This is a genomic window from Leptothoe sp. EHU-05/26/07-4 (assembly GCF_043421015.1).
Classification (GTDB): Bacteria; Cyanobacteriota; Cyanobacteriia; order Phormidesmidales; family Phormidesmidaceae; genus Leptothoe; species Leptothoe turfae.
On the sequence record NZ_JAXSQV010000004.1, the window covers coordinates 946,098 to 959,213 of the forward strand.

Genomic DNA, 13,116 nt, shown 5'->3' on the forward strand with positions numbered 1-13,116 from the left:
GGCAAAACCGGAGTTTTCCTGGGGACGCATTCAAAGACTTTGTAAAGAACTGATAAAGGCGATTTGTCTTTAACTAAGAACTATAAGCCCAAACAGAGAGTTCACACTAGTTTTGGAACAAGATGGCGAATTAAGCATCTTGATATTCCAGGGTATTAAAGATGATTTGACCCGATGGGATAACTATGGGGTGAATACCGATGTGGCCCTAGATGTTTAATCTGTCACCGATATCAGGGTTAAAAAAACTATCTAAAAAGCTGTTGTTGGTTTTGTGGGATGGTTTTGTCTGTTTTGCCCATGGCATTACGGATTTACTGATTCCAAGGGTTAGTAACGCCCAAAATTCTTAAATAGGAACACTTATTGGAAAGGACTATGAGGGATATCGCTAGGAATTTTCAAGCCCTGCCGCTGGTGTCTTGGATGGTATGGATAGCCATGGCGGTAATTGCAGCTCCAGTGATGGCCTTACCTGTAGAAGCACTGCCGGAGACAGCGGAGACAGAAGAGGTTACCCTAGTGACGTCACTACCGGAATCTACTCCAGACGAAGCATCTGAGGAAGAGGAAGCGTCTGAGGAGGAAGAAGACGAAACGGCTGAGGCTACCAATGGGGCTGAAGCTGAGCAGATTCTTTTGGCCCAGGAAAATGCCAGTGATCTAGCGGAACCTGCAGACCCATTTTTCTTTGATGAAACCTCTGTTGAAGCATCTGAAGATGGCGTGCTTGCTCCTCTCTCGAATACGGAGTCAGAAATCGATGATGCAGTCACTGGAGAAGATGTCGACGTCGAAGGGCCCCTCACACCACCGTCTCTCAAACTTCAAACCGCTGCGATTGTAGAAGATGGTGATTTTTCTGCCCGAGCGCGTGTCTATGGTCACTACTTCTTGGAATCTAACGTTGCGTTTGTAGGTGCCGTTGACTTATCCACTGGCGATGCATTCTCAGACACGGATTCCACTGGTTTTAACGTCAGCGAACTTTATGTCGTTGCGTCTCCAACAAATTTGCCCAGTCTGCGAGGAGCTGCTGGGCTCATTGAGCTGACGTCCTTTTTTGATCGTAATAGCTTTGCTAAAGATAGTCTGACCCATTTCATTAATCCTGTTTTTCAGACGAATCCTGCCCTCGCGGCAACACAGCTTGAGTCCCAACCAGCAGCACTGATTCATTGGCGGCCCATTGATGAAATTATTCTCAAGGCGGCAACATTTTCGTCCGGTGGATTTGATGACTTGAACTTTGATGCCTTTGCTGGTGAATTGGGTATTAATGTCGGTAATTTTATTGTGCGTGGTACCTACGTGACAGCCACTGATAACGGTGATCGTGATGGTATCCCTGAGAGTTTTCAGCTCAACCGCAATGGCATTTTTGGCCCCCAGGAGGGGGATCGTGAAGAGTCCTACGGCATCAATGCCGAGTGGTTTATTCCTCAGCTCAATGCCGGACTGTTTGGTCGCTATGGTCATCACAGAAATACTGATTTAGATATTTCAGGCAATACCTACAGTTTTGGTGTTAATTTCCTAGACCTGTTCATGGAAGATGACCGTTTTGGCATTGGCTATGGTCGTGACCTTAGCGATGACGATCGACGTCAGGGAGATCGTCCTGATGTTTTAGAAACGTTTTATGACATCCGACTCGCCCCCAATGCTAGAGCCGCTGTTAGTTTGCAGCTGCGGGATGAATTCTCTGATGCGGTGTTTGGTGTCCGTGTTCGTGCCGATTGGGATTTATTGGAGCTTTTGGATTGATTCTGATCGGGTGGGCCGCCCACCCTTCTTTTTTGCCCTCCTTTTTGATTGATGTGTAGGCAGAACGCCATTCCCGAAGAAATATAGGAACCCTTATTGTTATGAACTGGTATCGTTGCACTTTAGGTCTATGCCTCGGTTTTAATTTACTGGCTGCTACGCCACTGATGTTGGCTCAGCCGGTGTTGGCCCAATTGCCCAATGCCCAATTGCCGGACTTAAATAATGAACCTGCCTTAGTGCAAGAAGGGTATGACCTATTTGAGAAAGGCTGGACTGATCAGGCCCTTGAAAAGTTTCTACAGGCGGTACAGCAGTATCCAGACTCTGTTCCAGCTCAGTTAGGGGTGGCTCGGTCCTATCTCAAGTTAGGTCAGGATGCCAATGCATTTGAAGAATTTCGTCGTTTGACAGGGCTTGATCCAACTAATATTGAAGCGCTGGAAACGTTGGGCTTTTTGGGGAGCTATCGCCCTGAATGGCGGACGGTTGGCATTGATGCGCTGACTACGCTATTGGAGCAGCCGGGGTATGGACAGAATGGAGAGGTGCGATCGCAACGCGCCCTCCTCCTTTTTTATGATGGCCGCCTGGCTGAAGCCGTTGCTGACTACGAAATTGCCCTGGAGCAGTCCCCCCCATTGGCCACTCAGGTGGGCGCTGCCCAGGCCTTTGCCTATGGTGGACGCTCTGCCCAGGCCGTTGAATTGTTTGAAGGTTATATCAATGCTGGTCAAACTCTAACGGTGTTTGAAGCCCAGGCTTACAGTTTTGCCCTCCGCCAGCAAGATAATCCCAGGGCAGCAATCGAGGTGCTTACGCCGTTTCTCGATGCCAATGGCGATTCCATTCAACAGGCTCAAATTAAGGCAGAGCTTGCCACTTCCTATGCTGCAAATCGTGAATATGAGCGTGGGTTAGCATTACTAGATACCATTCAAGGCCAGCCGCTAGTGGTGGCTCGTGCCCTCAGAGGGATGACGTTCTACACAGATGCCCCTGTCGTGCAACGTCGTGCGATCTCAGCCTATCAAGGGGTCTTAACCAGCTCCAGCCTGACGGTGGGGGCCGCTCGTGAAGTGGCGGCTGCCCTGGGCGCTTATCCCAGTAGCCAGCCCACCACATTAGCGACCTATCGCCAGCTGTCGGCTCAATACCCCGATGACGTCAGCCTCTATGTACAGACCAGCATTTGGGAGCGACAGCTGGCTCAAATTTCGGCCTACGAGCTGCGACAGCGTCTGTTGTCGATCAACTTACCGCAAAATCCCACCCAGCTTCAGTACATTGCCACCAGCCTGGCCAGACTTGATCCCCCCGATGCAGAGCTAATCACGTTTTATCAGGATGTGCTTGCAGTGACTTCTGCTGAGCCATTTCTCCACTATCGTCTCGGCCAAATTTATCTTCAGAAAAATCAGTTGGACCTGGCCCAGGAGCAGCTGCGTCTTTATGCCGGAGATGATCCGGCTGTTTTTCTATTCCAGGCGGAACAAGCTCGTCGTCAAGATGATATCGACACGAGTATTGCACTATATCAGCAGCTGATTAATGACCCTACCAGTAGCAATGAGGTAGTGACCGGTGCTCTGCAAGGTCTGGCGGGTATCTATCAAGGTCAAGGTCAGTACGTTGAGGCCTTGGCTCTTTATGAAGAAATCATTGCCCTCAATCCCGGTAACGATGCCAAAATCCTGGGTCAAACCAGCCTGGCCTATCAGGGTAAATTTATTTCAGTCGAAACGGCGGAATCAGTTCTAGAGCAGTGGCTTGCCAATCACTCTACCAATGAAAACCCGCCTGAACTATATAGTCTGGTGGGTGCACTACCCGCGGATCCAGCCCGCAGCGAGCTGTATGAAGCGCTGCTGATAGCTAACCCTAATTCCATTGCGGTGCGTCAGCGTCAGATCCAGGTGCTGGCGATGACCGACCCCGATGCGGCTAATGAGGCTGCGGCGCAGCTCGTGGCTGATAACCCAGATGCTCCTGAAGTTTATCTGCTACAGGGACAGATTGCCCAAGACACCGATGATTTATCGACGGCGGCTAATGCGTATAACACTTTGCTAGAGCGAAACCCTGAGCAGTTTGATGCAATGGTCGGTTTGGCTGGGGTTCGTTTCCGGCAATTGCGCTATCAAGAGGCGCGCCGTCTATATGACCAGGCCATTGAACTGGCCCCGGACGATATTAATTTACGCCAGACCTCCATTAGCTTAACGGTGGCTCAAGATCGTCCTTTACGAGCATTGGAAGAAATCAATGCGCTGCAAAGTCGAGTCCCTAACAATCTTGGTCTGGAGCGCCAGGAAATTTTAATTAAAGAGGGATTACTACTTCATCGCGGTTTTCAACCTGTTTGGGAGCGTTATTAACCGTTTCTACATTTAGAGCCGTAATTTTTGGGTAAGACGTGAATCCAATCGCTCAATTTTGATGAGTTTCAGAGTGGTGTGGCAGGATAAGGACGTTTGCCGACAGCTTGGCACACTGGCTGTATATCGGTTTATATCAGTTTCCAGTCGATTTTCTATGGTGCAGGATGGACATCCTACACCGGATCAGCAAGCGATCACACCGTAAGTGATCACATTGTGCATCACACCGTAGTCAAAACTGAGCACTGATATACGTGGCAGCTAATTGAAGTGGCAACTAATGGGATATGTCGCGGTTTTAATTTGTTAGGACATGACTACAACGCTAGACCATATAAAAAGGATGGGACAAACATGTTGTCGAGAGCGGTTTTTAAATGGATACAGCGTTGGGGCTGTCTAGTCCTTTTGGGTCTTGTGCTTAATGTATGGATTACTGGTTGCCTGGTATCTGTGCGATCGCAGGCTATTTATAACCTACCAACACAGCTACCGGCTTCTATCACAATAGCTACGTCGGATGGTGCAGCTCAACAGTCTTTTTTTGAAACCACATGGCAGCGTTATCGCGATCGTTTTATTCAGGCTGATGGTCGGGTGATTGATTGGGAAAACGACGATCAGCGCACCACGTCTGAAGGTCAAGCCTATGCGATGTTGCGTGCATTGCTGATCGATGATCCTGAGACCTTTGATCGAGTACTGCAATGGGGCGAAGAAAATCTAGCGCGTCTGGATGAAGACGGTGAACTGCTCGACCATCTTTGGGCCTGGAAGTGGGGGCCTGATGCCGCACCGGGTGAAGCTCAGACATGGGGCATCCTTGACGAAAACTTTGCCACTGATGCCGATATCGATGCAGCGACAGCCCTGATTATGGCTGCCCGTCGTTGGAAAAAGCCAGCCTATTTGACCCTAGCAAAGATCAAACTCAAGGATATTTGGGACTTTTCGACAGCTGATATCGCCTTAAAAGATGATCTGTCTGGACATTATCTTTTGCCTGGCCCCATGGAGGCCTTTCATCCCTCCCCTGAAACCTGGTACCTAAACCCATCCTATGCAGCACCCTATGCTTTCCGGCTTTTTGCCCAAGTCGATCGACGGCGCGATTGGATGGAACTTGTCCATACCAGTTACAGAATGCTGGAAGAGAGTGCAAAAATCTCAGAACTAGGACTGCCTAGCGATTGGTTTTTGCTGCACAGTGAAGCCCCTCACTATCGAAAATTACCAGCCTCAGCCCCGCTTAGAAGTATTTATGGCTTTGATGCCTATCGAGTGTGGTGGCGAGTAGCCCTTGATTTGACTTGGTTTGAGGCTCCTCCAGCGGGCCACTACCTGAGCGAGCATCTCACACCCTTACTGGAACTTTGGCAACAATCTCAAAAGCTACCAGCCCAGATCGATCTGGCGGGTGAAGCGATGGTTGATTATGGGGCCACATCTCAATACGCCATGGTTTATCAGGCTGCTCGTCATTTAGATCCCAAGGCAGCCGAGGCGATTCGAGAAAATAAGTTGGCACTGGCAGACCCCAATGATTTTTGGGATGGAGATTCTGCCTACTACACGCAAAACCTTGCTTGGTTGGGGCTCTATCCTCCGGAATGGGTACCCGAATCCTGGTTCAGATCAGTTCGCTAGGCGTTTGTTAGGTCGGTTTCAATAACTCAACCGTGTCCTTGGGATCTACAGGCATAAGCTGTACATTGACCAACTCTTCGCGGGCAGTGGGTAGAGATTTGCCAATAAAGTCCGGATGAATAGGAACCTGCCGATGGCCCCGATCTATTAGCACAGCCAGACGAATCATATTGGGTCTGCCATAGTCCAGTACGGCATTGAGGGCGGCTCGAATGGTGCGCCCGCTAAAAATGACGTCATCCACTAACACAACTTTCTTCCCTGTCAGATCACAGGGCATCTCACTTTTTGCAGGTGTACGAGTGCTGATTTTATCGAGATCGTCTCGGTAAAATGTAATGTCGAGTTCTCCCACAGGAACTTTAATGCCTTCAAGCCGTTCCATTTGCTGGGCAATGGTATGGGCCAGGGGAATGCCACGGGTGTAAATGCCGACTAAGACTAAGTCATCCAGAGCATGGGTGCGTTCAATGATTTCAGAAGCCAAACGGTTTAGAGTACGGCGAATCGCCTCTGCGGATAGAATTTCAACAACCTGATCGGCCATAATTAAGGCGAGAAGTGAAAGCAATTTATGCCGTTGCTGATCAAGAGATACTTCTATCTATGTTGCCAGCGTACAATTGGCAATTCATAGATTAAGGGATCTCAAGGTACATTAACGCTTAGTTTAATAACCATAACGAAGACTTTCGACTTAGCAAGCCTTAAACCATAAAGTTTGTATCTTCACCTTGGGCCGCTTGCCAACTACGCGCATCGTAATAGAGTTCTTCTAGGGAAATTTTATAAAGCGTTTCTCTTAGTTTTTCCTGCAATTTTCGCCATAGGGTAAGTGTGACCCAGTCCTCAGCTTTTTCAGGAGATGCTAGCTCCAAAGGCGTAATTGGTTCGCCGACGGCATCTAAAATTTGGCCTAGATATATATGACTGGGCGCTTTTGCTAAACGATAGCCACCACGCGAGCCTCGAACTGATTCAACTAAGCCCGCTTGACGCAGTTGAATTAGCAGTTTTTCTAAGTAGGGAGCTGGTAGATTTTGTCGCTGAGCAATGAGTTTAACGGACGCTAAACGGGGTTGCAAACTCAGATCGAGCATTGCTTTAACACTATAGTGTCCGCGGGTTGTCAGTTTCATGGTTAAGGCGGATACTGGCTCGACTTTGAGGTTTAGAAAAAGGTGAATCTAGCCTCAGGTCAACAGGATAGATTAGGGAGAATTAGGGAAAAGTTAACATAAGAAGTTTCCATAATGATTAGACCCTGGACAAATTACTAGGTAAATCAACTCTTAATACAATTATCAAGAAATAAATGCAAACAGCGTGCACAAACGTATTTTAATCATGTATGATTCTGCTCGTTATCTACTGCGCAGTGAGTAGGTAATGTTTAAAAATAGTAATGGGCTGGGTGCTTCAGGGAGTTTAAAGCAATTTAATTGAAGCATTACTCGTGGACTCCTTCCCAAATATCTATGATTAGCTTTTGATATTGCGGACCAATGGAATGAATCCTGTATGAGGTGATAATTAGTTGATCATGTCTCCATTCAGAACGATGGTTTTTCTCGGGGAAAATATGAAGTTTACTCAGACATGGTTTAACAGTCACAGCAAGCAGAATCATTTCTTTAAGCAGTAAAAGCAAACTTCCAAACGTGTTCGTGTTAGAGATGTGGGTGAATGGCTAAACCGTCAAATTCAAATCCATTAACTGGTAAGACATTACTTAAAAAAGTAAAGGACTTAGAACATCTCTCTAGAGAGGAAAAGGCTAAAGCCTGTGGCTATTACACGGTGACAAAGAATGATGTTGTCCGTGTGAACATGATGAAATTTATGAATGCGCTGATTGATGCCGAAGGTATTCAATTGGATAGTATTCAAACAGGTAATGGGCGAGGCGGGCGTAGTGCAAGCTATCGAATTACTGTGCAATCTAACGGTAATTTGTTGATTGGAGCTGCCTATACCAAGCAAATGGGGCTAAAACCCGGAGATGAGTTTGAGATTTCTTTAGGTCGTAAGCATATTCGCTTAAAGCAGCTTAATGTCGATAGTGATGACGATGCTGACGAATAATCGTTTGTAATTGCGTCATCGTTAGTTGGCTCAATTCTTAGCTTTAATTCAGAAAAATTATGGGGTTGCCAGTAGTTTTAGATGTTGCCCTAGGGCTGGTGTTCGTTTATATGGCCTTGGGTTTGATTGCCAGTGAGGTGCAGGAAATTGTTAGCACTATGCTGCAATGGCGGGCTGAACATCTTAAGTATTCGATTGAGCAGCTGTTGGCAGGGGGACAATCTGCCGATCATCGTGCTGCTCGTAGGTTAGCCGACCAGATTTACAGTAGTCCCATGGTGCGTGACTTGAATTATGAAGCCCAGGGAATCATTGCTCGCTCGGCTCGGCAGATGCTCCATGTGATAGGTAGTGTGTATCGATTGGTGAGCCGTACCCGTAATGTATTTGGCAGGCAAACGTCCGGCCCTTCGTATATTCCGTCAGAAGCATTTGCAACCACACTGATGGAAACCTTGCAGTTGGAAGGGGTGCAAAAAACAGTAGTCGAAGCTCGCCTCAAGCGATTGTTGCAGGAGCGCATCATGCTTCCTTTAGGAGATACGCTGCATACGCTACGAGCAGCCGTTGGTGATGGTGCGCTGCTTGATGTCGAGCTGCGAAATTTGGAAGCGTCCTTAGAGAAAATATTCATAGACTATCGGACGGGGCGCACTGGTTTAGCCCAAATTGCCGATCGGGTCATGGCCGAGCTAGATCATTTTGCCGATCAGGGAGCTCAAGTTTTGCCTGAGAGCTATGGGGCAACCCAGGCGTTTACTCGGCGGCTAGGATACTTGCGATCGCAAATTGCCGGCGGCATGGATATGGCCGAAGGTTTAGTCCATCAGCTACAGCCAAATTTGAAAGAATTGCTGGCGTTATTAACGAGTTCAGGTGAGCAAGCCGACTCCCGTTCTGAACTGGCCTATATCCGTCAAACCCTTGATGGCAGAATACCTGTACGTCTTCAAGAGAGTCTCAATATATTGGCTGAGCGAGTGAGTCGTCGCACCGGTGCCGCAGAGGATCAGTTTAAACTTTTCCAGCAGGAATTAGAACATTGGTACGACCGAGGTATGGATCGGGCCGCAGGGGTATATCGCCGTAACTCAAAAATAGTTGCCATTTTAATTGGTGTGGCGATTGCAGCTGCCGTTAATGCAGATACGTTTTACATTGTCAATCGTTTGACGGTCGATCAAGCTGTACGTAATAGCGTAATTCAAACCGTTAACCAGGCATCCCTAGACACTCTCGTTTCCCCCTCTGACGATGCTAGAGCCCTAAGCGATGACCTACAGTCCTTAGGGACTGCTGTACAAACCACACTTTCGGACTATTCGCTGCCCATTGGCCGCTCTCCTAAACTGTTGGCGACTCAAGCGGTGCTAGAAGCTGATTGGCCCCTACCAATACCGCGCCATTGGTTTGGATGGATTGTGACAGGCTTGGCTGTTTCTATGGGATCTAACTTTTGGTTTGATGCTCTACGGCGGATAACGTCAGTCCGTTCAGCGGGGGCTAGACCTGCTAGTTCAACGGCTACTTCGGAGCGTCCATAATCGGTAGCCACACAATAAAAACTGTACCCTTATCAGCAGGTGATAGTTTTTGATGTAAGGGTACAGGTATCCATGGCGGTACTGCTGTTTGAGTCCAAATGGGGCTGATCAAGTCTATGGTCCCTCCCATTTGGATAACCAAATCTTTTGCGATCGCTAAGCCCAGGCCCGTACCACCAATGGCCCCCTGGGACTGAATCCCTCGGTAATGTCGTTCAAATAAATGAACTTGATCCTCTGCTGGAATTCCGGGACCATTATCGCCAATGACAATGCCTACGTAATTTTCTTTGGTTAATCCTCCCAGAAGCCAAACCCATGCTTGATGAGGTGCATACTTGAATGCATTGTCCAGTAAATTCGCAATCACTTCCTGTAATGCTTGGGCATCAACGCCTACGAGTGTTTGCGGGAAACCATCCAAGGGAGAATGCCAAAACTGTCGATTTCTTTCACTAGCAGCAGCTACCGTCACCATGATCAAGGGGTGAATCACATCTTCCAAACGTTGGGGGGTAATTTCTAAAGAGCGACCTAATGCAGGCAGCAGTGGCTTTTGACTAGTGTCAATGTTATCTGGTGGCAGCAGGGGAGGTGTGACTTCTTGGGCAATATCAGCATCCCCAATGTCAACTGCAGCGTCAAAATCAGTAACCAGTTCCTTCAGTCGTTGACTTTCACGTACAATACCGTCTGCCAATCTATAGTTGGGGTCATCTTGGGTTAATCGCCGCAGCATTAGCTTCCCAAACGTACCAATAGCGGTTAAAGGATTACGAAACTGATGTAGCAGGTTATGAAAAACGTCAGATTGTTCTCCTTGTAACGCCTGTTTGGTTTTGAGACGTTGACGTAACCATTGATTTTGCCGATCTAAAAAGCAACCGGCCGCTAAGCTCGTCGAGACCGTTTGTAAATACTGCTGTTCACTCGCTTGCCAGGCGCGGTCCGAACGCATGGTAACTAGGACGCCCATAACGATTTCCTGATGCATTAATGGCATAACCAGGCGTTCACCCCCCAAGTCTGGACCTGATGGTTCAATTCCAGTTAATTCTCCAGGTGAAGCACTATCTAGGTCTGATGGCGGTAGAGCATCGCGCTTAGTTCTAGGATCAAGCAAATCTTTGAAGTCGCCAGACTCTGGTAATTGAGCTATGGGAACCAGTATGGGTTCAGATTCTTGATCCATACCTAAGGTGAGATAGATGACAGACGATACCTCGCCGAATGTCCGGCGCAATAATTCGAGGTGAGCCTGACATAAATCTACTAATTCGGCACTGGCTGGCATGGTCTGGCCTTACGTTGATCAATGGAACGATCCCTTGGGTATTTCACAAATCCGGATAAAATTATCTAAAGTTTAATTTTTATCAAGATAACCAGAAAAATTATGGGGTCTATATTGTCCCCGATTTTTTAGATGATTGTCACCAGCACACTTTCAGCCAGTACGCCACATTTTTAAAAGAAGTTGAAAATCTAAGGCACAACCGATATACTTTGCTGGGTTAAGTGTTTTTGTAACTATCAATACACGAAGCCGCTATTCAATAAATGCATGGGAGGTCAATTAACTTGGCACGGAGACGTAAACGCAAAAGCCGTCGCCGCCTCGAAGGGCGTCGTATTTTAGAGTCCGTTCCTCAATACAGCATAGAGAGTGGAGAAGCAAAGCCTGTGACTGCGGCTCGTAACTTCATTCATTCTGAAGGAATTCAACCACCTGCTGTACTACTGGTCAAGCGTAATGAGCATACCACTGACCGGTACTTTTGGGCAGAGAAGGGGCTGTTTGGTGCTCAGTATGTTGAAGAGAACCACTTTTTGTTTCCTAGTCTTCGCGCCTTAATTGGTGAAGAGGAAGAAGCAGTTCTGGGCTAAAAAGTAAAGGTTAAGTGCTTTGGTCAGCACTTAACCTGTTCAAACAAAACCTATAAAAGATTACCAGGGAGGTGTACCATTTGTGCCTCCCTTTTTGGCGAGTATTTTGATGCCACAAGCAGGCTGTTGTCCGACGTTTTACAAGAGTTGAAAGGGAGCATGGGCTTTAAGCTGAATAATTTCATCCCGATGACCCCTTACAGCTAGAGCACTCCCCTTATCTGTGCTGCTAATACGGAAAGCAACTTGTTCTTCACGTTTAGCCTGTTTCCAATAGGCAATGGCAACAACAGGGGATAACAAGACTAAGACAAAGAAAACTGGCCCATAGTTACTAAATAGAGTCGCCAATACCAAAGAAAAGCACATTAACGCTACAGCTGCTAAAAATGCCAAAAAAATAGCCAAAAAGATGCTAGGTCTCACTAAGCCAACTAACTTAACCCAAGTATCTTCATCAGATGCTGATACTTCGGGCATTAGGTGGTAGGCACGCTCCTCAAAATAGTCAAGTAGCTTTTGGTGTAATGTCTCTGGAGACTGATCGGTCAAAAATTCAGCGATCTCGGTACGATCCTTAGTAGCTGCTTTGATAAAAAAGAACAACCCTACTCCTAAAAGCATAGTTAGGAAAAAGGTTGACTGACTGACTGCACTTTCCACAACAGCTATCCCTGCAAAAACAACAACTACTGGAATCACATTGACTATACCCCAGTAGCTGTTGCTTATGCGGTTGACTGATTGCTAGATAGCTATCGAATCTAAGACGCATCCTTGAGACGATACCTTAAGAGCTCATTGCTCGACGCCTAGGTGTAGTATTACGCTGACCTAAAATATAACGCTGCCAAAGCTCTGCGAGCTCTCGTGCTTTAGTCTGCCAGTCAGGGCGTAGGCGGTACATTCTACGGGGACGGCCACGACCCTCAACCTTCTTCCAATAGCCCATAATCGCACCCTGATTCTCTAGGAATTTCAGAGCACTATAGAGCACTGTATCTGACAAACGATAGTCAGGGTACTCATTTTCAATCGCGTGAATCAGTTCAGTACCGTAAGAATCACGACGTATGAGTACCGAAAGGACGTAACAAACAGCTAATTCCTTATTGAGGTAGAGAGGCGGCGGATCTTCAAAAAATTGATAAATGTCCTCAAATTTCATGGTTTATTGCTCCGGCTGCAATAGGGATGGGTTTAAGACAGCTTGGCTATTGATGATTTGTTAATGGAGCATTGAAAAAGTGTTAGGTCCAACCTAACGGCTTTATAAATTAATGTTCCAAAGGCCCTTGAGTAGTTCAAGCTCAAGGGCTGGTGATGGTCACCAAACTTGGTAATGGTCACCACTATTTGGTGATAGTCACCATTACTTGGTGGAGATCACCAAATGAGAGGGCTTCTCAAAAGCTGACTGAGCTATTCAAGCTAAATGGTGACTATGACCTATGTTGCGTGTATACCCTTGTCATGGCAATAAGGAGCAAAAGCTACAGCCTCAACCTTAGATATTTCGCCAACCTAGATATTTCGTCAAAAGATTTTATTAAAAAATCTAAGCTTTATTTTAGACGCTAAAAAATGCTTAGTGGGATCGCTGCCTTATATAGTTACTATCCGCAAACAAAATATAAACTAGCTTGAGATTTTGATAATAAAAAATGCCTGATAGTCCTTTCTCCGTTCGCTGTTACTGATTTAGAGGATGAATCGATCCGTAAAATTTTCACCAGCCTAAATTTGGCAAACTGTACTAATAGTCAGAAATGCCATTTGATATTTTTCTAGTTCAAGGGCCTTGA

Annotated in this window: 12 protein-coding genes; 7 read left to right on the forward strand and 5 right to left on the reverse strand. The window is 46.8% G+C overall.

Annotated features, from left to right (window positions below; genetic code table 11):
• Window positions 1–378 precede the first annotated feature (378 nt).
• The 4 genes from U2F10_RS17085 to U2F10_RS17100 all read left to right on the forward strand — a co-directional run bounded on the left by U2F10_RS17085 (window position 379) and on the right by U2F10_RS17100 (window position 5,795).
• Window positions 379–1,767, forward strand: coding sequence for a hypothetical protein (locus U2F10_RS17085; protein WP_499872846.1), 1,389 nt, complete (start codon window positions 379–381; stop codon window positions 1,765–1,767).
• A 101-nt stretch (window positions 1,768–1,868) separates the two neighbouring features.
• Window positions 1,869–4,145, forward strand: coding sequence for a tetratricopeptide repeat protein (locus tag U2F10_RS17090; protein ID WP_163667914.1), 2,277 nt, complete (start codon window positions 1,869–1,871; stop codon window positions 4,143–4,145).
• 61 nt (window positions 4,146–4,206) lie between these two features.
• A complete protein-coding gene (locus U2F10_RS17095) occupies window positions 4,207–4,353 on the forward strand; it encodes a hypothetical protein (RefSeq protein WP_163667916.1) in 147 nt (48 codons plus the stop codon).
• 149 nt (window positions 4,354–4,502) lie between these two features.
• Window positions 4,503–5,795, forward strand: coding sequence for a family 8 glycosyl hydrolase (locus U2F10_RS17100; RefSeq protein ID WP_163667918.1), 1,293 nt, complete (start codon window positions 4,503–4,505; stop codon window positions 5,793–5,795).
• A gap of 7 nt (window positions 5,796–5,802) precedes the next feature.
• Here U2F10_RS17100 and pyrR read toward each other — a convergent pair whose 3' ends face one another.
• Together pyrR and U2F10_RS17110 are read right to left on the reverse strand one after the other, a co-directional pair.
• The gene (gene pyrR, locus U2F10_RS17105) at window positions 5,803–6,342 is read right to left on the reverse strand and encodes a bifunctional pyr operon transcriptional regulator/uracil phosphoribosyltransferase PyrR (RefSeq protein ID WP_163667920.1); all 540 of its coding nucleotides are present in this window, start codon (window positions 6,340–6,342) and stop codon (window positions 5,803–5,805) included.
• 160 nt (window positions 6,343–6,502) lie between these two features.
• Entirely contained in the window at window positions 6,503–6,934 is a 432-nt protein-coding gene (locus tag U2F10_RS17110; protein WP_006515165.1) for an Rrf2 family transcriptional regulator, read from the reverse strand.
• 547 nt (window positions 6,935–7,481) lie between these two features.
• On the opposite strand from U2F10_RS17110, the gene U2F10_RS17115 reads away from it, so the two are divergent.
• Window positions 7,482–7,880 (forward strand): AbrB family transcriptional regulator, encoded by a 399-nt coding sequence (locus tag U2F10_RS17115; RefSeq protein ID WP_006515164.1) that lies wholly within the window; start codon window positions 7,482–7,484, stop codon window positions 7,878–7,880.
• Between the two features lie 59 nt (window positions 7,881–7,939).
• On the forward strand, window positions 7,940–9,424 hold the full coding sequence (locus U2F10_RS17120; protein ID WP_163667921.1) for a hypothetical protein: 1,485 nt from the start codon (window positions 7,940–7,942) through the stop codon (window positions 9,422–9,424).
• On the opposite strand, the gene U2F10_RS17125 is transcribed toward U2F10_RS17120, so the two are convergent.
• Complete coding sequence (locus tag U2F10_RS17125) at window positions 9,405–10,718, reverse strand: GAF domain-containing sensor histidine kinase (protein WP_163667923.1); 1,314 nt, start codon at window positions 10,716–10,718, stop codon at window positions 9,405–9,407. The two genes, U2F10_RS17120 and U2F10_RS17125, sit on opposite strands and share 20 nt — an antisense overlap.
• A gap of 287 nt (window positions 10,719–11,005) precedes the next feature.
• On the opposite strand from U2F10_RS17125, the gene U2F10_RS17130 reads away from it, so the two are divergent.
• Entirely contained in the window at window positions 11,006–11,311 is a 306-nt protein-coding gene (locus U2F10_RS17130; RefSeq protein WP_036018428.1) for a DUF3155 domain-containing protein, read from the forward strand.
• A gap of 138 nt (window positions 11,312–11,449) precedes the next feature.
• On the opposite strand, the gene U2F10_RS17135 is transcribed toward U2F10_RS17130, so the two are convergent.
• Window positions 11,450–12,013 (reverse strand): cofactor assembly of complex C subunit B, encoded by a 564-nt coding sequence (locus U2F10_RS17135; RefSeq protein ID WP_348918245.1) that lies wholly within the window; start codon window positions 12,011–12,013, stop codon window positions 11,450–11,452.
• Window positions 12,014–12,101: 88 nt separating this feature from the next.
• Window positions 12,102–12,479 carry a PadR family transcriptional regulator gene (locus U2F10_RS17140; RefSeq protein ID WP_006515159.1) on the reverse strand — a complete coding sequence of 126 codons (378 nt, stop codon included), beginning with the start codon at window positions 12,477–12,479 and terminating at the stop codon, window positions 12,102–12,104.
• Between the last annotated feature and the right edge of the window lie 637 nt (window positions 12,480–13,116).